Source organism: Rhizobium sp. Root1334 (genome assembly GCF_001426665.1).
Classification (GTDB): Bacteria; Pseudomonadota; Alphaproteobacteria; order Rhizobiales; family Rhizobiaceae; genus Pararhizobium.
Genome location: NZ_LMEY01000004.1, coordinates 148761 through 169907 on the forward strand (window position 1 = coordinate 148761; position 21147 = coordinate 169907).

The 21147-nt window shown below is 59.2% G+C and carries 17 protein-coding genes; 14 read left to right on the plus strand and 3 right to left on the minus strand.

The features are described 5' to 3' along the window. Positions 1-8: 8 nt before the first annotated feature. On the minus strand, positions 9-485 hold the full coding sequence (locus ASD36_RS09990) for a hypothetical protein (RefSeq protein ID WP_060503111.1): 477 nt from the start codon (positions 483-485) through the stop codon (positions 9-11). Between the two features lie 504 nt (positions 486-989). On the opposite strand from ASD36_RS09990, the gene ASD36_RS09995 reads away from it, so the two are divergent. From ASD36_RS09995 to nadE, 5 genes are all read left to right on the plus strand, one after another. Beyond that, positions 990-1250 carry a hypothetical protein gene (locus ASD36_RS09995; RefSeq protein WP_060503112.1) on the plus strand — a complete coding sequence of 87 codons (261 nt, stop codon included), beginning with the start codon at positions 990-992 and terminating at the stop codon, positions 1248-1250. A gap of 372 nt (positions 1251-1622) precedes the next feature. Continuing rightward, positions 1623-3569 carry an asparagine synthase (glutamine-hydrolyzing) gene (gene asnB / locus ASD36_RS10000; RefSeq protein ID WP_060503113.1) on the plus strand — a complete coding sequence of 649 codons (1947 nt, stop codon included), beginning with the start codon at positions 1623-1625 and terminating at the stop codon, positions 3567-3569. 21 nt (positions 3570-3590) lie between these two features. Next, positions 3591-3869, plus strand: coding sequence for an acyl carrier protein (locus tag ASD36_RS10005; RefSeq protein WP_060503114.1), 279 nt, complete (start codon positions 3591-3593; stop codon positions 3867-3869). A 26-nt stretch (positions 3870-3895) separates the two neighbouring features. Next, complete coding sequence (locus ASD36_RS10010) at positions 3896-5440, plus strand: AMP-binding protein (protein WP_060503115.1); 1545 nt, start codon at positions 3896-3898, stop codon at positions 5438-5440. Then, positions 5437-6450: an NAD(+) synthase gene (gene nadE / locus ASD36_RS10015; RefSeq protein WP_060503116.1), complete on the plus strand. Its 1014-nt coding sequence runs from the start codon at positions 5437-5439 to the stop codon at positions 6448-6450. Before ASD36_RS10010 ends, nadE begins: the two co-directional genes overlap by 4 nt. A gap of 30 nt (positions 6451-6480) precedes the next feature. Here the strand turns inward: nadE and ASD36_RS10020 are convergent, their stop codons facing one another. Together ASD36_RS10020 and ASD36_RS10025 are read right to left on the minus strand one after the other, a co-directional pair. Continuing rightward, on the minus strand, positions 6481-7596 hold the full coding sequence (locus ASD36_RS10020) for a hypothetical protein (RefSeq protein ID WP_060503117.1): 1116 nt from the start codon (positions 7594-7596) through the stop codon (positions 6481-6483). A 53-nt stretch (positions 7597-7649) separates the two neighbouring features. Continuing rightward, positions 7650-8336, minus strand: coding sequence for a HemK/PrmC family methyltransferase (locus tag ASD36_RS10025; RefSeq protein ID WP_060503167.1), 687 nt, complete (start codon positions 8334-8336; stop codon positions 7650-7652). Positions 8337-8676: 340 nt separating this feature from the next. Between ASD36_RS10025 and ASD36_RS10030 the strand changes: the two genes are divergently transcribed. The 9 genes from ASD36_RS10030 to ASD36_RS10070 all read left to right on the plus strand — a co-directional run bounded on the left by ASD36_RS10030 (position 8677) and on the right by ASD36_RS10070 (position 21116). Beyond that, complete coding sequence (locus ASD36_RS10030) at positions 8677-9942, plus strand: lipopolysaccharide biosynthesis protein (protein ID WP_060503168.1); 1266 nt, start codon at positions 8677-8679, stop codon at positions 9940-9942. Positions 9943-10024: 82 nt separating this feature from the next. Beyond that, positions 10025-11197, plus strand: coding sequence for a hypothetical protein (locus tag ASD36_RS10035; RefSeq protein ID WP_060503118.1), 1173 nt, complete (start codon positions 10025-10027; stop codon positions 11195-11197). 135 nt (positions 11198-11332) lie between these two features. Then, positions 11333-12961 carry a GumC family protein gene (locus ASD36_RS10040; RefSeq protein WP_082512014.1) on the plus strand — a complete coding sequence of 543 codons (1629 nt, stop codon included), beginning with the start codon at positions 11333-11335 and terminating at the stop codon, positions 12959-12961. An 88-nt stretch (positions 12962-13049) separates the two neighbouring features. Then, complete coding sequence (locus ASD36_RS10045) at positions 13050-14309, plus strand: O-antigen ligase (protein WP_244481991.1); 1260 nt, start codon at positions 13050-13052, stop codon at positions 14307-14309. Then, the gene (locus ASD36_RS10050) at positions 14302-15078 is read left to right on the plus strand and encodes a polysaccharide deacetylase family protein (protein ID WP_060503119.1); all 777 of its coding nucleotides are present in this window, start codon (positions 14302-14304) and stop codon (positions 15076-15078) included. Before ASD36_RS10045 ends, ASD36_RS10050 begins: the two co-directional genes overlap by 8 nt. Continuing rightward, entirely contained in the window at positions 15075-16361 is a 1287-nt protein-coding gene (locus ASD36_RS10055; protein ID WP_244481987.1) for a glycosyltransferase family 4 protein, read from the plus strand. Before ASD36_RS10050 ends, ASD36_RS10055 begins: the two co-directional genes overlap by 4 nt. 373 nt (positions 16362-16734) lie before the next feature. Further along, complete coding sequence (locus ASD36_RS10060) at positions 16735-17841, plus strand: glycosyltransferase family 4 protein (RefSeq protein ID WP_244481992.1); 1107 nt, start codon at positions 16735-16737, stop codon at positions 17839-17841. Between the two features lie 117 nt (positions 17842-17958). Beyond that, on the plus strand, positions 17959-18957 hold the full coding sequence (locus ASD36_RS10065) for a glycosyltransferase (protein WP_060503173.1): 999 nt from the start codon (positions 17959-17961) through the stop codon (positions 18955-18957). Next, a complete protein-coding gene (locus ASD36_RS10070; RefSeq protein ID WP_060509998.1) occupies positions 18954-21116 on the plus strand; it encodes a hypothetical protein in 2163 nt (720 codons plus the stop codon). Before ASD36_RS10065 ends, ASD36_RS10070 begins: the two co-directional genes overlap by 4 nt. The last annotated feature ends 31 nt before the right edge of the window (positions 21117-21147 follow it).

The following is a 21147-nucleotide window of genomic DNA, read 5'->3' on the forward strand; positions in this document are numbered from 1 at the left end:
GAAAACGGTCATTCGGCGCTGTTGAGCAGCCCGGCATAGACACCGGGGGCGGAATTCGGGATCGGCGCAGCACCCACCGTCCGCTCGTAAAAAGCCGATGGCCCGACATCGCCGATGATGGCGTAACCGTAGCCCATGACTTTCAAATCCAACAGACTGGCGAGAAGTAGGGCATGGCCGATACTCTCGCCGCGCGCCGCCTCATCGACCCCGGTCGGTCCAAAAAAACCGCGGGCAATCGATTCATGACAGGCAAAACCAATCAGCTTTTGCGCCCGGGTCGCCAAGAAACAGGTCGGTGGCTGGCGGGCGAAAGCCACTGCCGTCTCGCTCGCCCAACCGGAGCCGAACTTCTCCCGCACCCAGCCGGTAGCCAGTTCGAATTCCGGGGCAAGCGCACGCCGGATGGTGACCCCTGCGTTTTTCATGCGCGCGTTCAGTTCCGGAATCGGCTTAACCAGTGAAAGATTGACCAGATAATCCATGTGTTGAACCCTGTGCTATGACGTTTGCGATAGAAGGGGATATGAAAGATAGGATTCTCGCCTGCCTACCTTGCAAGCTTGAGACTACGAACATCAGAATATCCTGCGTGATTTGGAGCGAAGCAAGACGCCCACCCCTTTGATTTCGCAGCCATGGGAAAACGCCACGCCTCATGGAGGCCCGGACGCCGATTCCCTGGATCACAGCATGACGAGCCCTCCCAGGTTTCGCTCCCCGATCATTAAGTCAACTTATTGGACTTAACCTAGTTTGCGAATTCGAGACCTGTCAACAGACCGGTTTGGCAAGATCGATTGGGGAACTAAGACATGCCTTGTCATGAATCGCGCAAATTTGCCAAGACCGGCTGAGCGAGCCGGAAATTTACCTTAAGTTAAGAAAGCGTTAATTTCGCCCTTTATAGCAGTGACTTGTCTCCAGCTTTCGCGCAAATTGCAGGACGGAGAAAAGTGCGAACGTAAACAGAAGAGGAGCGCACCACCATGTCGACCCTCCAGATTGCGGCGCTGGCTTACGCCTTGACCACCTTTATTTATCTCGTGCCAACTTATATCGAAGGCGAGCGAGCCGGCGGCCAATGGTCGATCTACCGCGTAGCGGGCCTGGTTCTCTGCTTTTTCTGGCCTTTGCTGACGGTCCTTTTCATCTGCAAGGCCGTAGCCGGCACTTCCAGACCAAAATTCGTCTTTAGCGATCCTGCCATTCCGGGGCAAAACAGCACAGCCAACCGCTCGCCTGATTAAGAAGAGACGCATCAGCCACCGTCGTTGCGGATTAATTGACCATAGTGCCGGACAACGTCACCAGGTTAAAAATCTTCTGGCGCTCACAAAATCCACCCAAGATTGCATAGACTTAGCAGAAATCGACCCGATCAAGCGTCGAAATCGCCCTGAAAAGACGCGACGGCGCGTGATAAATTGCATTTCCCAAGTCAACAGGGGCCAACCTTTCATTGCTTAGAACTTTAATAAAAAGCCGGAACTACTCTTAAATCAATTTTTACCGTGAGACCAAATACCGGAAATCGCTTCTGAATTCTGGTCCAGATTAACACATCACGGACGCTTTTCAGGCAATATGCGGCTTCCAGGGCAAGTCGGGGATTTTGCTGCATGTGCGGATTTGGCGGATACTTCGGAGATGGCGTCGCGCCTCATGATGCGCAGCCGTTGCTGCAGCGCATGGTTGCCGCGATTGCACATCGCGGGCCGGATGAGCAGGGCATCTTTACCGCACCCTCCGTCGGGCTCGGCCATGTACGCCTGTCGATTGTCGGCCTGGGCGACGGCCAGCAGCCGATGACGCATTCCAGCGGCGATTTCACCATCGTATTCAACGGCGAGATTTTCAACTATGTCGAACTGCGCGAGACGCTGAACGCGCAGGGCCATGTGTTCCGCACCGGCAGCGATACCGAAGTCATCCTGCACCTTTATGAGCGCATGGGGCTGGATTGCATGTCCTTGCTCAACGGCGATTTTGCCTTTGCGATCTGGGACGCATCCACACAACGCATGATCATTGCCCGCGACCGCATGGGCGTCCGCCCGCTCTTCTATACAATGGTCGGGAAAAACCTCTATTTCGCCTCGGAAGTGAAGGCCCTGCTGCAGGTGCCGGGCGTTCGCGCTGAGATGGACCCCTTCGCGCTGGATCAGATCTTCACGCTCTGGGCGCCGATTGCACCCCGCACCGCCTTTCGCGACATCTTTGAACTAGAACCCGCGCATCTGCTGATTGCGGAGAAGGGCGAGATGTCGATTAAGCCTTACTGGCAGCTGCAATATCCGGATATGGGCGAGCCAGCCGCCTACACGGACGAGCGCGCCGCCGCCGAAGAACTCCGCGACCTGCTGACCGATGCGACACGTATCCGGATGCGGGCTGATGTTCCGGTCGGCTCTTACCTCTCCGGCGGCCTTGATTCATCGATCGTCTCGGCGCTGGCAGCCCCCATGGCGTCAGGCGGACTCTCGACGTTTTCGGTCACCTTCGGAAGTGCCGAACATGACGAGAGTGCTTTCCAGCACCAGATGGCGCAGGCTCTTGGCACGCATCATCACGCAGTTGCCAGCGGCGAAGGCGATATCGCCCGAGTGTTTCCCGAAGTAATCCGCTTTACCGAGCGCCCGATCCTGCGCACCGCCCCTGCACCGCTCTATCAGCTGTCCGGTCTTGTCCGCGAAAAGGGCCTGAAGGTCGTCCTGACCGGCGAAGGTGCCGACGAGGTATTTGCCGGCTATGATATTTTCAAGGAGGCTCGCGTCCGCCGCTTCTGCGCCCGCCAGCCGGGTTCGCGGATCAGGCCGCATCTGTTCCGCAAGCTCTACGCCTATCTGCCGGGGTTGAAGCAGCAATCGGCCGAATATCTGGCCGCCTTCTTCGGGGCCGGCGCCGACAGTATGGACGATCCGCTGTTTTCGCACCGGCCGCGTTTGCGCGGGACCGCCGCCGCCAAGCTGTTCTTCTCAGGCGATCTACGCCAGACGCTTGACGGCTATGACGCCGCCGCAGAAATGGTTTCGCGGCTGCCGCAAGACTTTGGCCGCTGGCACCCATTGCATCAGGCGCAATATCTCGAAAGCCGTTTCCTTCTGCCGGGCTATATTCTGTCAAGCCAGGGTGATCGCATGGCGATGGCGCATGGCATCGAAGGCCGTTTCCCGTTCCTCGACCATCGCCTGGTCGAATTCGCCACCCGGCTGCCGCCCGAAATGAAGCTCAAGGGACTGGTCGAAAAACACATCCTGCGGGAAGCGACAAAAGACCTTCTCCCGGAGACCATCGGGCGCCGGACCAAGCAGCCCTATCGGGCACCGGACAGCCAGTCCTTCGTCGGCGGCAACGAACGGGACTATGTCCGCGACGCCTTCAGCGAGCGCAGCATCACGGCATCCGGCCTTTTCAACCCGAAGGCCGTTTCGAAGCTTTACGAGAAATGCAGCGAGAAGCCGGCTTCCGGCTATCGTGACAATGTCGCCTTCGTCGGCATCCTATCAACCCAACTCTGGCAAAACACATTTTCAGCCACCAAGGCGCTTAGCACCAAGGCGGCCTGATCTTTATCTGAGGAAAAACATATGACCCAACCTATCAAGGACAGCATCAAGGCCTTCATCATCGAGAACTTCCTGTTTGGCGACGCGTCCTACGACCTTCAGGACGAGGCATCGTTGATCGAAAACGAAGTCATCGATTCCACCGGTGTTCTCGAACTCGTCGCCTTCATCGAGGATCAGTTCGGTTTCGTCATGGCCGACGCGGATATCGTCCCCGCCAATCTCGATTCCGTGGCACGCATCACAGCCTTTGTTGCCAAGCACGCCCAGCAGCCCGCACTCAACAAGATGTCGGCCTGACACGATCAGGCGACGGGAGACAGACGATGCGCGTCGAAGAATTTCTGCAGAACAGCGCCCGCATGAACGGCGCGAAGACAGCGTTGGTGGCCGGCGACAAGCGCTTTACCTATGCGGAATTCGACGCGGCAGCCGGACGGCTGGCTTCGTCGCTTGCCGCGGACGGAATCGTGCGCGGCGACCGCATCCTCGTCTTCATGAACAATTGCTGGGAAGCAGCGGTCTCGCTTTTTGCCATCCTGAAAGCTGGCGCCACTGCCGTGCCGGTCAATCCATCGACCAAGGCCGACAAGCTCGCCTACATGATTGGAAACTGCGAAGCGGCAGGTATTCTGACCCAAGGTAAACTGCTGCCCATCGTCTCTGAAGCGCGGGCGATCGAACCACGGCCGCTGTTTGTCGCATCGACGAAATTCAGAGGCGCTGGCCCCGGCGACGGCATTGCTGATTTCGAGGCCTGTCTTGCAGTCACTGAAACCGATGTCAAACATCACGGTATCGACGTCGATCTGGCGCTTTTGATCTACACCTCGGGTTCGACCGGACGCCCGAAGGGCGTGATGATGACGCATCGGAATGTCGAAGCAGCGGCAACCTCGATCACCACCTATCTGGAAAATAGGGCCGACGACATCATCCTGAATGTCCTTCCGCTCGCCTTCGATTACGGCCTCTACCAGCTGCTGATGGCCGTCAAACTCGGCGCAACCATCGTGCTCGAGGCCTCGTTCGCCTTCCCGCAGGCCATCTTCGACCGTATCCGCGAAGAAAACGTCACCGGCTTCCCGCTGGTGCCGACCATGGCCGCGATGATCCTGCAGATGCGCGATCTAGAACCGGATTTCCTGCCGAGCCTGCGTTACATCACCAATACCGCAGCCGCGCTGCCTCCGGCCCATATCGCCCGCCTGCGCGAACTGTTTCCGCGCGCAACGGTCTATTCGATGTACGGCCTAACCGAATGCAAGCGCTGCACCTACCTGCCGCCGGCAGAACTCGATCGCCGCCCCGGCTCGGTCGGCATTGCCATCCCCAATACCGAAGCTTTCGTGGTCGATGACAATGGCCAGCGCGTGGCGCCTGGCGTCCCCGGTGAGCTGGTGATCCGTGGCCCGCACGTGATGCAGGGCTACTGGCGCAATGACGAGGCGACCAGCAAGATGCTGCGCGCCGGACCCAACCCTTGGGAAAAGGTGCTCTACACCGGCGATCTCTTCCGCACCGACGAGGAAGGCTTCCTCTATTTCGTCGGCCGCAAGGACGATATCATCAAGACCCGTGGGGAGAAGGTTGCGCCGAAGGAAGTCGAGACGGTGCTGCACGCCCATCCGGGTATCGCCGAGGCGGTCGTCATCGGTCTGCCTGATCCGGTCCTTGGCCAGGCGATCGCAGCCATCGTCGTTCTCTCCGATCCGGCGTTGACGGACCGCGAGATCATCAAGCATTGCGCGGCCCATCTGGAAGATTTCATGGTTCCGCGTCTCATCGAATTTCGCGACGAACTCCCTAAAACAGATACCGGCAAGGTCAGCCGCAGGCTCGCCGCAGAAACACTGGAGGCTGCCGAATGAACATGCATAGCGCCGAAACCACCGCCGTATTCTCAGCAGCGACGCTGGCAATCGACCCGGCCAAGGAAACCGACAAGATCGTCGCAGCGCTACGTGAGCAATTGCGTGGCCCCTTGCGCAAGCGTGGCCTCGTTCTTGGTCTTTCCGGCGGCATCGACAGCAGCGTCTGCGCAGCTCTGGCCGCCCGCGCAGTCGGCGCCAAGAACGTCTATGCGCTGTTCATGCCGGAAAACGATTCCGATCCGGATAGCCTGCGCCTCGGCCGGAAGATCGCCGAAACCTTCGGCATTGACAGTGTCGTCGAAGATATCGGCCCGTCACTACAGGCCATGGGCTGCTACGATCGTCGCGACGCCTTCATCCGTGAGCTGGTTCCGGAGTATACCAGCGCCTGGGCCTCGAAGATCGTCATTTCCAGCGCACTCGAAGGCGATGGCTACAACATTTCCTACCTCGTCGTGCAGGACCCGGACGGCAAACAGACGAAGCTGCGGATGACGCCATCCGTCTACCTCGGGATCGTCGCTGCCACCAACATGAAGCAGCGCACCCGCAAGCAGCTCGAATATTTCCATGCCGACCGGCTGAACTATGCCGTCATCGGCACGCCGAACCGGCTGGAATATGACCAGGGCTTTTTCGTCAAGAACGGAGACGGCGCCGCCGACGTCAAGCCGATCGCCCATCTCTACAAGACCCAGGTCTATCAGCTGGCCGCCTATCTCGGTGTGCCGGAGGAAATCTGCAGACGTCCGCCGACGACAGATACCTATTCGCTGCAACAGACACAGGAGGAGTTCTACTTCTCCCTGCCCTATGATCGGATGGATCTCTGCCTTTACGGCCTCAACAATAATCTGCCAGCAGAAACCGTTGCAGCCGCCGCCGGCCTGACCGCCGATCAGATGTCGCGCGTCTGGGCCGATATCACTGCCAAGCGCAAGGCGACGCGCTACCTGCACCTTGCGCCGCAACTGGTCGAACCGGTGAGCGAAATCGCGCCAAAATAATCCGCGACAGGATAAGCGGCGGCGAGCGTGTCAGTCGATATCGCCCGCTGCCAGCCGGCTCCAGTGTTCACCGGCAAGCCCGTTGAAAAACCCTTCGCCATTCTGGAAGGCCTGAAGGATTTCGGGATCCTTGGCATGGATGACACTTGAGGCGATATGGGTGAACGAGATACGGCGCCCGAGCATGGCTTCAAGAAGCGCCGGCTGGGTACGGCCGCGCAGCGCAACCAGACCCCGCCCTGCGGCATGTGCAATCAGGCAATCGATAACCTGGCGCTCCTGACCGGGGATCGACAGGATCTGCAGAACCCTGCCGATGCGCCCTGCATCTCCGTGATAGACGAAAGCTCCGATGACAGCGCCGGTCCGAGCTTCGACCTTGCAGAAATTGACCGCACCTTCGGCTCTCGCGTGCTTTGTATCCTGCAAAATATAGGCGAGTTGCTCGCTGGAAAAATCAGGCCGCAACAGGTACCGCGCGGTCAAGCGGACAAACAGTTCGGCAAAGTCGTCAGCAGACACATCGCTTGTCTTGAAACTGCCGTGCCCGTTCCAGGTTGCCGGAATCCCGGACCACCGCAGATCGTCGGAACGCATGCGCCGGAGCAGAATATCATCAGTCTTGCGCGCCAGCGGCCGCAGAAAACGAGCGGCGCTGATGCGGCTCATGCCAAGCTCCGTAAAGAACCCGGCCGGCCGGATGATGCGCAGCCAGTCGAGACTGTATTGCGGCAGGGCCAACCCACGCAGCTTCATCCACATTGCGGCCGACACCTCGCTCGCCGTTTCGCTGAACGACAGGTCCTGCGGGCCGGCGAGAAATGCCTTGAGCAGCCGCGCACCCGCCAGCGGATCGGCGTCCCGCCCCTCGACCATCAGCGAGCCGCAAATCGCCGCCCGCAATTGCCGGCCCTGAAACGTCATCGGCAAACCCGTGGCGCCGACGAAGCCGGTCATCTCGCCGCCGTCACTCAAATGAACGAGTGAGGCGATACCGATATCCTGGCCTGGCGCATCGAGATAAAAATGCCGGAGATAATCTGCCAGACCCTTGCCGGGCGGAACCTTTGGATCGCGGAAGACACGTTGAAACATCCCTGCCAGAGCCGGGATATCGGAGCTTTGCAACGCGCGGATTTCACTCATCGGCTTTTCGGGTTCCGGCAGAAGGTTTTGCAGGCAGGCTCGGTGCAGACGCGTTACGCATCGGACCGTTTCTGGACGAAAGCGACACGCGGAAGACCACCTGCATCCTCGGCGAAGGCCGCCGGTTCATATCCCCGCGCGCGGGCAAGCAATGCGGCCGCCTGCCGGTGCTGCCCTTCGCCGAATTCGAAAGCCAGCCAGCCGCCGGGCTTCAGAAAAGCAAGCGCATCACGGACAAGACGCTGATGAATGGAGATACCATAGGGTCCACCGTCGAAGGCCTCGCGCGGCTCGTTGTTGAGAAGATGCGCGCTATCGCCTTCGAGGCGTTGGGTAGAGATATAAGGAGGGTTGCAGACGATGAGATCGATCTTGCCTTCGAGGTCCTTGCCGGCAAGGCCGCCGAAGAGATCACCCTGGACAACCCTGAGGCGATCGGTAACTCCGCAGCGTTCGGTATTTCGCTTCGCAAGACTTACAGTCTCGTCGGTCAGATCGCATGCCCAGAGCTGGGCTGAAGGGCTGTGCGTGGCAATTGCCAGGGCGAGGTTGCCGGAACCGCAGCACATGTCGATCACCAACGGACTTTCAGCCCGTCCCTCGATCAATCCAAGCGACGTGCGTCCCAGAAGCTCCGTTTCTTCCCTCGGAACGAGCACACCGGGAGCCAGTTCGAGATCAACTCCCATGAAACGATGCAGCGGCGCTCCGTTCCGGTCCTCAACGCGTGCTTTGTCCATCACCAGCGCAACTCCAACCTGCAATCCCCAAAACCTTCTGCAATCAATACCGTAGCGAAGTAAACATAAACTGAAATCAATTCAGCAATGGCAAGCGTTAACCTCAATATGAATTCTTGGACGGCTCAGGCGCAAATTCACGGTGAAATTAACGACCTTTGCAGTGAATGAACGTATTGTCGGACAACCGGAAATCTAATGAAACTGACGCACCTGCAACTTTGACGTTTTCGCTCAATTTGCCGTGGTTGTTACCGCTGCACCCAAACGGAACCTCATTGACTGCAAGAGGAGAACACCAACGGTGACAGCGGACGCTTTTCACGCGCCCAAGCAGCGGATGCTGATGTCGATGGTCATGTCTTACATGGCCTCCGGCGGCAGCCTCATCTTGAGTTCGGCTGCCCAGCTGCTCACCTTCGCCATTCTCGCTCGCTCACTCGGCGTCAACGAGTTCAGTGTCTTCGTCGCCGTTACCGCGGTTTGCAACATTGCCGTCCATCTCTGCGGGCTCGGCGGCATGGAATGCCTGGTCCGGCGTGTCGCGCGTGATCCCGCAATGTATCCGGTCATGCTTGGCCACAATATCATCCTGACGGCGATCAGCGGCGTAGCACTCGTCCTGCTCGGCGTCGCTATCTTGCCGTTCTTCTTCGCGCTTTCGCCCGATCCGTCGCTCAACCTCCTCGACATGACGCTGATGTTGATCACCAACATCATTTTCGTACGCATCATTGTCCTGACCGAGCAAATCTTCATCGGTCACTCCAATTTCGTCTCAGCCAACATGACCGTCGTCAGCTTTGCAATTGCACGCACCATCACTGCAGCGCTTGCCTGCCTTGCATTTGGTGTCTCGACAGTCGCCGAATGGGCAGTCTGGCAATTTGCCTGCCACGTTCTGGTTGCAGCCTTCTGTATCCGGGCACTGGCAAAACTAGGCCGGCCAAAGTACGAGATCGTTCGGGAAGAATTGCCGCTCGGCATGTATTTCAGCATTCCCTTCATTTTGCGTGCGATCCGCCAGAATGCCGACCTTTTGACGCTGAGCCTTGTCACGACGGCCGAAATCGTTGCCAGTTACAGCGTCGCCCGCCGGATTCTCGAAAGCAGCTATCTCTCCGTCGAGGCCTTGAACCGGTTGATGTATCCCGGCTCTGCACGGGCAGCCGCCAATGGTCTTCATAAGGCGATGGATCGCATTCGCAAGGTGCTTTTTGCTGCAACCGGCATCAGCCTGGCAGCGGCGGCAACCGTATTCCTCCTGGCGCCGTTGCTGCCATATCTGTTCGGCCACGAATATCTGACGCTCGTGTCCTTCGTCCGCAATCTCTGCTGGGTCGTCATACCGCTCGGCATGTGGTCGATTGCCGTCGAAGCCCTCGGGGCCGCCGGATATCATGCGGCGCGCGCCAGTGTCATGGGTCTTGGCAGCATTCTGGGCGCAGCCCTTGCCGCCTGGGCAACCTGGTACGCCCCCCCGATGGGAACTGTCGTTTCATTCTATGTGATCGAGATTTCAATGGTAGCCGTCGCCTGGACGGTCTTCTTCCGCTACGCGAAGAAGGATGAGCTAAAAGATAATACCGGGGCAGCCCTTATATAAATACGCTTTAGGTACTTAGAGAATATTGACCGATATCCCGTAAATAAACTGGCGTAATAGAGCCGGATATGAAGAGTGTGACATGACACCCGCTGCGGAAAATGCTTTGAGACAACCCACCGAACTCTCCGCCGCGCCTTCCGGAGAGGGACGGCAGAGGCCCAATACTGGCGCGGTTCGCGCAATGGAACGCTCGGATCTTCCGGCGATCGCCGATCTGTTCACCCGGACCTTCCGCAAGAACAACCAGGCGACGGACAGCCAGCTGGCTGGCTATCTCGAAACGGTTTTCTTCAGCAGCCCTCTCTACACGCCGGATGTGGGTAGCCTCGTCCACCTGAACGAGACATCGACGATCGACAGCGCTATCCTGGCAATGCCGGTGGAATTCATCGTTCATGGCCGGCCGGTAACCGCCAGAGTACTTTGTGCGTTCATGGCCGAGGGAAAGTCCGGCGCGGCCGGGGCTGCCCGTCTTGCCCGCATGCTGCGCGCAGCACGCCAGGATTTCTGCTTTACCGACAACGCATCACCCGTCAGCGCCGACCACTGGGTTGCCGGCGGCGGGCTGGTCCTGCCTGTTCAAAGTCTCGAATGGCACCGCACATTCCGCCCGGCCGCAGCCGCGCTCGACATGGCTCGCCGCAGGGTGAAACTGCTCGCCAAGCTGCCCCTCCAGGGGCTTGCCCGAATTGCGGACCGCTTCGTGCGCCGCTCGAGAACCTCGTTCGCGGCGGCACCCCAGGATGGCGTCACGAGCACGCCGATTTCGCTGCCGCAGCTCATGGAACAGGCGCAGGTGATGATGGAGCGCTTCTCGGTCCATCCGGTCTTTTCCAAACCGGAATTCGATTGGCTGGTCGCTGCCGCGAAACTGAATACCTCGCTTGGCGAACTTCAATGCCGCAGCATCACGGATGCGCAGGGCAAGATCATCGGCTGCTATCTGTATTTTGGCGCGGATGGCCGCAACGCCGTGGTCATGAACGTCTTTTGCCACGAGCGTCAGGAAGCGCTCGTGGTCGCTCAAATTTTCGCGGATCTCGACAACCTGGGATATGCAAGCGCGCAAGGAATGGCGCAGCCCTTCCTGACACAGGCGGTGCTGCGGCAACGCCATCTGGTCCACAAGCACACCGGATATTTCTGCCTGGTGACACGCCACGCCGACCTGAAGGAAGCGGCCATCGGCGATGGGTTCTATGCCGGTGGTCTCGCTTCGGAAAGCTGGAGCCGGCTGCTGCACGATTTCTAGTCCGCACACTCCGTATGCGGGTGCTCGCACCCGGCATTTTAACGTCCGGTTTACCATAAGGGGCTATTCATGATGCTCACCTAGAGCACGGCGATAGTCTGTACGGGCTTTAAGCACGCCGCGGAGACAGAACGGATGTATACGCCGAAGGAGCCGGATCTGCGGCAAGCGATGAAGCGCCCGGAAACGGTTGCGCGCTCACGCCCGCGTCCCGGCTCCCTGCTTGACCTGGTCTCCGGCGACGACGAGGATTTCCGCCCAGCGTATCACGCCTCCGCAGCCGCTGAGACAGCACGCGCGACATTTTCGCCAAACCGGCAACAGGCCGTCATCGCCGAACAGATCAACGCACGCCCCACGCCCGTCAAAGGGCAGATCATGGGATATGTCGCGGCTCTTCGCGCCATCGGTCCCGATGACGTTTTCCATTGGCTCAAGGATGGCCTGCTCTGGATCATCGGCGCAACGGTCCTGTGCGTGGCCGCAGCTTTTGTCTATGCGATGGCTGCCCAGCCGCGCTACACCGTCTACACCGACCTCGTCATCGATCCGTCCAATCTGCAGGTGGTCAGTGACGACGTATTCGGCTCCAATCCGTTGCGCGACTCACAATTGCTTGAGGTCGAAAGCAAGTTGCGGATTCTCACATCGCGCAATGTGCTCACCCGCGTCATCGACGGCATGAACCTGACGCAGGACCCGGAATTCGTCAAACCCGGTATCCTTGGAGGCATCAAGGAACTGTTTTCCAGTACCAGCAAGGCCGAAACTCAACAGGCAAAGATGCTCGGCGCGACCCGCGCGCTCGCCGAGCGCGTCGAAGCTCGGCGCGAAGAGCGTTCATTCGTTGTTTCGCTCGGCGTCTATTCCGACAATGCGGAGAAATCGGTGGCGCTGTCCGACGCAATCGTCGATGCGTTCGAAAAAGAAATCTTCGAATCCGCCGCGCAAAGTGCCGGCAGGGTCGCAACGACGCTTAACGATCGCCTGGAAGAGCTTCGGCACAACGTCACCAATGCGGAAGCAAAGGTGGAGGAGTTCAAGCGCCAGAAGGGACTGCAATCCTCCAACGGCGAGCTGGTCAGCACACAGCTTGTTGCCGAGTTGAACACGCAGGTCCTGACGGCCCAGCAGCGCTATATCGAGCTGGAAACCCGATACAAGCAGATGCAGGAAGCAATTTCCACGGGCCGGACCGGCACCGCATCGGTTTTTGCTTCACCGGCAATGACGTCGCTGCGGCAGGATTACGACCAGGCTCTGTTGCAGCTCAACTCGCTGAAACTGACCTACGGTACCCGGCACCCGCGGATCACAGCGGCCAATTCCGACCTGTCGACCTTGAAGGCATCGATTAACAACGAAGCCCGGCGGATCGCCGATACGGCATTTGCAGACGTGAACCAGGCCAAGTCTGCGCTCGCCGCCCTGCAGGGCAAGGCGAACGAACAGCAGACAACCGTCTACATGGATAATGATTCGCAGGTCGAGCTGCGGGATCTGGAGCGCGACGCGCGCGCCAAGGCAGCCCTTTATGAAACGCATCTGACCCGTGCCCAGCAGATTACCGAACAGCAGCAGATCAACACCTCCAATATCCGGGTGATTTCCCGTGCAATGCCGCCGCAATCGCGCAGCTGGCCGCCGCGAACTCTGATTCTGCTTGCCGCCGGAGCGTTTGCCGGTATCGCAATCGGCATCGGACTTGCACTGCTGTTCGGCATTCTTCGGGCTTTGCGCCAACATCAACCACGCACGGGCTGACATGAGGACCGCTTCGCCGGACAATCATACACTGCCGGATGCTGCCGGTATCGGGACCGGTGGTATCGGCGCCGGTCCAGTGCTCTTCATGGCGATCTTCCTGTTCTTCTGGATTTCCATGACACCGTTTGTCGATCTTACCGGCGAAGGTATTCTCGACCCGTCCGCAGGCAATTCGAACCGTCTGAACCAGATCGTCTCGCTCAGCCTGTTTGCCGGTACGCTTTGCTACGGTCTGCTCCATCCGTTGCGCGCGACAATCCTGCAGCCCCGTGCGCTGCTGTTGCCACTGTTCGGCTGGTTCCTGTTCGTTTCGCTGATTTCCAACCATCCCATGCTCGGCATCAAGGCCGTCATCCTGACCGTCATGGCGACCATCAACGCCAGCATCTACCTGCTGATGCCGTCATCGGAGAAGCAATTCGCCAAGATGCTGGCGATCGGCACGCTGATCATGCTGGCGACCGCTTATTACGGCATCGTCTTCAAACCGGAACTGTCGATCCATCAGCTTTCGGAACTGCGCGAACCGATGAACGCCGGTATGTGGCGCGGCCATTTCCCGCACAAGAACAGTGCCGCTGCCGCCATGGTGATTGCAGCCTTCTTCGGCCTTTTCGTCATGAATGCTTGGTCACGGCTGGCCGGGATAACCATCGTCGCCCTCGCCATCATCTTTCTCGTCCACACCGGCGGAAAAACCTCCAGCGCCATGCTGCCCGGCATCCTGATCCTTGCCTGGGTATTCGAGCGTCTGCGGTTTCTGCGCATTCCTATCGCCGTCGGCGGCGTCGCATTGTTCAATCTGTTCGCCGTTGGATCGGCCGTCTTTCGTCCACTTGGCGAGTTTGTCACCTCGCTCGGGATCGATGCCACCTTCACCAACCGGGCCGACATATGGCGCTTCGCCTTCACGGCGCTGGCCGAAAACCCGATCACCGGCTACGGCATCAAGGCATTCTGGCAGACGCAGGAACTGGTCTATAGCGGCGGCTCCGTCGAAACCTGGGCGGTCGCTGCAGCCAACGGCCATAATTCCTATCTCGACATCGCGTTGATGACAGGCATCCCCGGCCTCTTCCTGACCCTGCTCTGGGTCATTTTCCTGCCGCTGCGCGACATCTCCCGCCTGCCTCCGGCCATCGAACATTCGGATCTGACACGGCTTTTCATCCGGGTCTGGCTCTATGTCATTTTCAACGCCGGCCTCGAAAGCCTGTTTTTCGAAGGCGGCAATCTGCTCTGGTTCACCTTCCTCTATTGCCTGTACGGACTGCGTTTCCAATCATCCGCGACGCTGACCGAGAAACGCTTCGCTCCCGCGGAAAGGCCGGCGGCCCATGCCTGACATTTTCAACACGATCACCAATATCGCCGACCGGCTGAACAACCGGCTGATCGGGCAGTTTGCCAGGACACGGCGGCCGATCGCGACAAAGCGACCGATCATTTCCTTCACTTTCGACGACGTTCCCGATACTGCCCTGAGCAGAGGCGCAACCATTCTGGAACAATATGGCGCGCGCGGAACCTTCTATATCGCCGGTGGCCTTGAAGGACGCATCGAGCCGGATCGCCAGTTGATTTCGGCTGACGGCTGCCGTGAACTGTTCGCGCGCGGACACGAGATCGGCTGCCACACGTTTTCTCACCGCAAGGTCAGCACCTTGACCAGCCGGACATTTGCGGATGACCTCACCCGCAACGAAGCCTTCCTGACCGATGCCGGGATCTCCCGTAAGCCCAGCAACTTCGCCTTCCCCTATAATGCGGCGTCACCCCGCCTTCGGCATGTTCTGAAAAAACGCTACACCACCTGCCGGGCAGCAGGCGAGGCGATCAACCGGGGAGCGGTCGATCCTTTCATGCTGAAAGCCGTCGAAATCCGCCAGCCGGAGGACCACGCTCTGGGCCTGACACGGTGGATCGACGATGTTGCGGCCAATCCGGGCTGGCTGATCTTTTTTACCCACGATATTGCCGCCACCCCGACACCCTATGGCTGCCGGCCGGAAACGCTGGAGCGGCTGGTCTCGCACGCCCGCGAACGCCAGTGCGACATTCTCCCCATCTGCGAGGCATTAGGCCGCTTCGGCTGGAAGGAGGCCCACCCTTGACTATCGTCAACCAGACAATCGGCAAGACGACATTGCTGAAGATCAACAACTACTTCTACCGGAGAGGCGGCGCTGAAGCCGTGTTCCTCGATCATATCGCCATGTTTGAAAAGGCCGGCTGGAACGTCATTCCCTTCGCCATGCAACATGAATTGAACCCGCCAAGCCCGTGGTCCGACTATTTCGTTTCAGAGATTGAATACGGCCATGAAACCGGCACGCTGAACAAGATCAAGCAGGTCGCGAATATCATCTATTCCTTCGAGGCGCAGCGCAATGTCAAGCGGCTGATCGAGCGGGTCAATCCGGCGATCGCCCACGCGCACAACGTCTACCATCACCTTTCGCCGGCGATCTTCTCGACATTGAAATCGGCTGGCATCCCGACGGTCATGACGGTTCACGACCTCAAGCTCGCCTGTCCCTCCTACAAGATGCTGCGGGATGCCAAGGTCTGCGAAGACTGCAAGGGCGGCCGCATCCATAATGTCCTTGTGCATCGCTGCATCAAGGGATCGACGGTGCTGAGCACCGTCGTGCTGGCCGAGACCGCGCTGCATCGAAGCCTTGGACTGTACCGCAGTAATCTCGACCGCCTCGTCGTCCCCAGCCGGTTTTACATTGAAAAGCTGGTCGAGTGGGGCTGGCCGCGGGAAAAAATGGTCTACATTCCCAATTTCGTCGATGTCGATGCCTTCGAAACGGAATGGGTGGAGAGCGACTATTTCGCCTTCGCCGGGCGCCTCGCACCGGAAAAAGGGATCGACACGCTGATCCGCGCCGCCGCGCTGTCGAAGCAGAAGCTGGTGATCGCGGGAACCGGGCCGGAGGAAGCCGCATTGAAAGCGCTGGCCGAGACGCTCGAGGCTGATGTCGTATTCGCCGGCTATCTGTCCGGAGACGCGCTGCATCGGTTGATCGGCGAAGCCAAGGCTTTGGTACTGCCGTCCGAGTGGTACGAGAACGCCCCCATCAGCGTGCTCGAAGCCTATGCACTCGAAACGCCGGTCATCGGTGCCAGGATTGGCGGTATTCCCGAGATGATCCTGGAAGGCGAAACCGGTTTGATGGCCATGCCTGGAGATGCGCAGGATCTGGCGGCGGCACTGACAGCAATGGATTCGCGCTCACCCGAAGAACGGCGCGAGATGGGCCGGAAAGCACGGCAATGGATCGCCGTCGAGTTCTCCTCGGCCGCCTATCTGAGGCGGACGACGGAACTCTATAATAGCCTTGGCGCATCCCTGCCGGTGCCCACGCGCCACATCACGCAATCAAATTGATACACTTCTCGGCAATACAACTCATAATTTCAGCCGATATCTACAATTTTAACGGTTATATTTCCGTGATTTCAGCCGTTCGCAGCTAAACCATATCCCAAGGAACCGGGGATGTGGGACTATGAGCAACGAACCGCGAGTTTTCGGGACAGCAGACCGGCAGTCTGAACAGTCAGGCATCGGGAGCATCCTGAACACGATCAGGGAAGGCGTACAAGACGCCGCTGCGGATACACCGGTCGAAATGCCAGCGGAAACCGCGAGCGCGCCGCCAGCGGAACGCATCACGATTGCGCCCGTTCCTCCGTTGAGTGAGACCTCTCTTTTTGAGCCCGCTGAGACGTTCGGAAAGGCGGTGGCGCGTCCCCGCGTCATGATGCTCGGCAGCCGAGGCATCCCCAATGTCCAGGGCGGCGTTGAAAAGCACATCGAGATGATCGGTACCGAGCTTGTCCAGATGGGCTGGGACGTTGACGTTATCGGTCGGCGGCAATACCTGGCCAGCCCATCGGAAAGCGTCTGGAAGGGTATTCGGGTCATTCCGCTGTGGGCGCCCAAGAGAATGGTCCTTGAGGCCATCGGGCATAGCATCGCCGGGGTGTTCTATGCCGCGCGCCAAAGACCCGATGTCCTGCATATCCATGCTGTGGGCCCTGCGCTGGTAGCGCCGCTTGCCCGCCTCTTCGGGCTGAAGGTCATCATTACTCACCATGGCTATGACTACGAACGCCAGAAATGGGGTCGGTTTGCCAAGCGCATGCTGAAGACGGGCGAGGCATTCGGAATGTATGCCTCTAACGGGCGCATTGCGATTTCGCAGGAAATCGTTCGTGCCATGCGGAAAGAATACGGTGTTGCCGTCGATTTTGTCCCGAACGGCGTCTCTGTGCAACCGAAGATCAGCACCACCGAAATCCTGAAAACTTTCGGGCTGACGCCGCGCCGATACATCGTCATGATGGCCCGCCTGGTTCCCGAAAAGCGCCAGCACGACCTGATCCTTGCCTTCGCCAAGGCAAACAGGCCCGAGAAACTGGTGATCGTCGGCGGCGCCGACCATGAAACCGAGTATTCGGCCCACGTGAAGGCCCTGGCTGCAAAGACGCCTTCAGTCGTCATGACGGGATTTCAGACAGGCGCCGCACTTGCAGAGCTCTACAGCAACGCGGCCTTGTTCGTGCTGCCGTCAAGTCACGAAGGAATGCCGATCGCCTTGCTGGAAGCGCTCAGCTACGGCCTGCCGGTCCTCGCCAGCGATATCCCTGCCAATCGCGAACTCAAGCTCGCCCCGGCCGATTACTTTCCGATGGGCGATGTCGATGCTTTGGCGGCAGCTCTCGGGCGCAAATTGTCCAGCCCATTCGATGAGGACGGGACGGATGAGCTGACTGTCCAGATCCAGACGGATTACAGCTGGAAGAAGATCAGCGAACGAACGGCTGCGGTGTATCGATCCGTCATTCGCAGGCGGCCACGCTGACCTGACCGATCCATCCGGCCATCAACCAAATTTCAAATCATCGGCAATATTATGAGCGACGTCACAGTCCTGTCCAACAACGCGCCGGCGGTGCTTCATGCAAACGGGGAGGTCATTTTGGGTGTATCCATCATTATCAAGACCTTGAATGAAGAAAAACGCATCGCCGCGACCATCGAAAGCGCGCTTGCAGGACTGCCTGGCGGCATCGGCGAAGTCATCGTTGCAGACAGCGGATCCAGGGATCGCACCGTTGAAATAGCATCGCGCTACCCGGTCACCGTTGTGCAGATCGCGCCGCCAGCGCAAGCCAGCTGCGGAATAGGCCCGCAACTCGGCTTCCAGTATTCGACCTTCGGCCACGTCTGCCTGCTCGACGGGGATATGATCCTCGATCCGGACTTCCTGACCGACGCGCTGCGCTTTCTCGCCGATAATCCCGATGTCGCCGGCGTCACAGGGCACGTGGAGGAAATGCAAACGGCCAACCTCGAATATGCTCGCCGCGTACAGCGCAATGCGCCGGAAAACCGCGTTGGCGATATCGACAGGATGAATGGCGGCGGGCTTTACCGGCGCAGCGCCATCGAGAAGGCCGGTTACATTTCCGATCGCAACCTGCACGGATATGAAGAGTTCGATCTCGGCGTCCGGCTGCGCAGTCAAGGCTGGCGGCTTCATCGTCTTGACCGGCGTTTCGTCAGCCATTTCGGACACACATCGAACTCCTACCGGCTGCTGGTCCGGCGCTGGAACAGCAAGTATCTCTACGGCACCGGCGAACTGTTGCGCGCATCGGTCGGCAAACCCTATTTCGGCCGGCTGATCGCTGAATTGCCGGAGTTGAAGCTCTGGGCCGCCGTTTATTGCTGGTGGGCTGTATCGCTCGCCATCCTGTTCATGGCGCCGGGATTGGTATCAGGCCTGGCAATTGTGATCGCGCTGGCCGCCGCCATCGTTCTCCTGCTCAGCGTCAAGAAGGGCGGCTTTGCCATGGGCCTTTACACGGTCGTCGCCTGGTGCTTTCACGCCGCCGCCATACCGGCCGGCTTCTTCCGGCGCCGCCTGCCGCCACAATCATGGATCGAAAGCCGGACAATCGGAGCTGCCCGATGAGGCTTTGGGCCTATTGGGTTGCCGCATTAATTCTGGCCGTTTCATCGCCGGTCATGGCGGCCGATGAATGGCTGCCCGTCCGCGAAACCTCGATGGTGCTCAGCAATCAAAGCCCTCTCGACTTCTCCTCCATCCTGTCCAATCCGCCCATCGAAGAGGGCAGCCAGCTTCTGACAGGAAATCAGGGCCGGTTTGTCCGCGCCAACGAGCCGGATAAACCCGTAAGACTGCTTTGCGCATCGCTGGCCTGGAGCCCGGCTTCCGGCGGCTTTCCAAGCCACGCCGATGCCGATCTCTACGCGGCACAGCTGGCCAAACACGGCTACAACATCGCAAGGCTCCATTTTGTCGATGCCAGCCTGATGTTCGGCCGTACCCGTGATTTCGATTTCGATCCTGAAACTCTCGACCGCGTCCATTACCTGCTGGCGGCACTCAAGCGTAACGGCATCTACTGGATCATGGACGGCCTTTCCTCCTGGCGCGGCGCCTATGGCGGCTATGACGATCGCTGGGATCCGTCAAGCGATCTGAAGCTTGCGCTCTACTTCGATGACAAAGCCTTTGACCACTGGCTGGAATTCCAGCGCCGCTTCCTGACATCCGTCAACCCCTATACCGGCAGTGCGCCGGTCCATGACAATGCGCTGGCGTTGATCATCCTTGTCAACGAGAACAATATCGAATTCGACAGCATCGTGCGGGAGCGCGACGGCAAACCGCACTACGACGAGCGATTGAAGCTGCCCTTCAATGCTTGGCTGAAGCAGCGCTACGGTTCGACCGAAGCCCTTTCGCAAGCGTGGCCCGACCTAAAGTCCGGCGAACGGCTGGAAGACGCCTCAATCGAACTTCCAGGGTCGCGTTACGAAGACTCCCCTCGCCTGAAGGACCTGCAGGCCTTTTTCGTTTCTGTCGAAAAGACTGTCACCGCCCGCATGAGCGAAGCGCTGCGTGGGCTTGGCTACAGGGGCGAGATCAGCAACTATAACAACTGGCCGACGATCCAGACGACGCTGAGCCGAGAGGATCTGCCGGTTGTCACGATGAACACCTATCAGGATTGGGTCGGCAGCTATTCGCCCGGCGCGACCATGACGCAGAAAAGCTCGATTGACGATAGTTTCAATTACATGCGCCTGATCGCCGCCGCCCGCTGGCTCGGCAAACCGTTCGTCGTCAGTGAATACGACCATCTCTTCTGGAACCGGTATCGCTACGAGGCCGGACTGGTCATGCCGGCCTACGCCTCGCAGCAGGGCTGGGACGTGCTCTGCCGCCATGCGCATGGACCGATCATCCTGAAATATAACGAGCCCTTTCCCCATAAGAAGGCGATGCTGCCCTATGCCATCGCGCTTGACCCGGTCGCACGCGCAGGTGAAACGCTGGCAGCACTTTTGTTCCGGCGCGGAGATGTGGCCACCTCGGAACTGACCTTTCCCTTTCTTGTGCGCGGTACCGAGGATCTCACCGACGATATGCAGGCGCGCGAACCGGAGCGGCTCACCGAGCTTGGCCTTGTCGGGGCGATCGGCATGGCAAAAGCAGCGAAAGGAAACTTGGGTGTCGGCCAGCCACGATCTACCGTCGATCCACAAGCGATCCTCGACGCCGCCAAGACTGCCGGGCTGTTATCCAAGGACAACCAGACCGACCTGAAGACCGGCCTCTATGAAAGCGATACCGGCGAACTGCTGCTGGATCGCCTGCGGGGCCAATTGCGGGTGATGACACCAAAAACCGAAGCGGTAGCATTTTCGACCCTTCGGGAACCTGTCAATCTGGGCAGCGTCCGCGTCGAGGCTTCAGACGGTGATGGCCTGCTGGCAGTCTCGGTGCTGGATGATGTCGAGAGCATTGCGCAGAGCCGCAAACTTCTCGTCATCTACGCCACGGATGCGCACAATACGGATATGCAGTTCCGCGACGACGAGGAAAAAGTCATCGCCGATTTCGGCCGCCTTCCCGTGCTGATCCGCAGGGGTTATGTCGACCTGTCGCTCAAGCTGGCCGAGGGGCAATGGCGGTTGACACCGATCACGCTGAACGGCGTCGCCTCAACTGCCGCCGGCCAGGAGGTATCCCCGACCGGATTCCGGCTTTCCAATGACGCGGCGTCAGGTCCGACAACGTTCTTTCTGCTCGAAAGAAGCTGAGGCGGCCCCCAAGCCGGCCAGCGGATGTCTC

What these genes read in the sequence shown, in the direction of transcription:
- ASD36_RS09995 (WP_060503112.1), top strand. Translation starts at nt 990, where the DNA reads ATGTCGACCCTCCAGATTGCGGCGCTGGCTTACGCCTTGACCACCTTT.
- asnB (WP_060503113.1), top strand. Translation starts at nt 1,623, where the DNA reads ATGTGCGGATTTGGCGGATACTTCGGAGATGGCGTCGCGCCTCATGAT.
- ASD36_RS10045 (WP_244481991.1), top strand. Translation starts at nt 13,050, where the DNA reads ATGGCGATCTTCCTGTTCTTCTGGATTTCCATGACACCGTTTGTCGAT.
- ASD36_RS10035 (WP_060503118.1), top strand. Translation starts at nt 10,025, where the DNA reads ATGACACCCGCTGCGGAAAATGCTTTGAGACAACCCACCGAACTCTCC.
- ASD36_RS10005 (WP_060503114.1), top strand. Translation starts at nt 3,591, where the DNA reads ATGACCCAACCTATCAAGGACAGCATCAAGGCCTTCATCATCGAGAAC.
- ASD36_RS10010 (WP_060503115.1), top strand. Translation starts at nt 3,896, where the DNA reads ATGCGCGTCGAAGAATTTCTGCAGAACAGCGCCCGCATGAACGGCGCG.
- ASD36_RS10070 (WP_060509998.1), top strand. Translation starts at nt 18,954, where the DNA reads ATGAGGCTTTGGGCCTATTGGGTTGCCGCATTAATTCTGGCCGTTTCA.
- ASD36_RS09990 (WP_060503111.1), bottom strand. Translation starts at nt 485, where the DNA reads ATGGATTATCTGGTCAATCTTTCACTGGTTAAGCCGATTCCGGAACTG.
- ASD36_RS10030 (WP_060503168.1), top strand. Translation starts at nt 8,677, where the DNA reads ATGCTGATGTCGATGGTCATGTCTTACATGGCCTCCGGCGGCAGCCTC.
- ASD36_RS10050 (WP_060503119.1), top strand. Translation starts at nt 14,302, where the DNA reads ATGCCTGACATTTTCAACACGATCACCAATATCGCCGACCGGCTGAAC.
- ASD36_RS10040 (WP_082512014.1), top strand. Translation starts at nt 11,333, where the DNA reads ATGTATACGCCGAAGGAGCCGGATCTGCGGCAAGCGATGAAGCGCCCG.
- ASD36_RS10025 (WP_060503167.1), bottom strand. Translation starts at nt 8,336, where the DNA reads ATGGACAAAGCACGCGTTGAGGACCGGAACGGAGCGCCGCTGCATCGT.
- ASD36_RS10060 (WP_244481992.1), top strand. Translation starts at nt 16,735, where the DNA reads ATGATGCTCGGCAGCCGAGGCATCCCCAATGTCCAGGGCGGCGTTGAA.
- nadE (WP_060503116.1), top strand. Translation starts at nt 5,437, where the DNA reads ATGAACATGCATAGCGCCGAAACCACCGCCGTATTCTCAGCAGCGACG.
- ASD36_RS10020 (WP_060503117.1), bottom strand. Translation starts at nt 7,596, where the DNA reads ATGAGTGAAATCCGCGCGTTGCAAAGCTCCGATATCCCGGCTCTGGCA.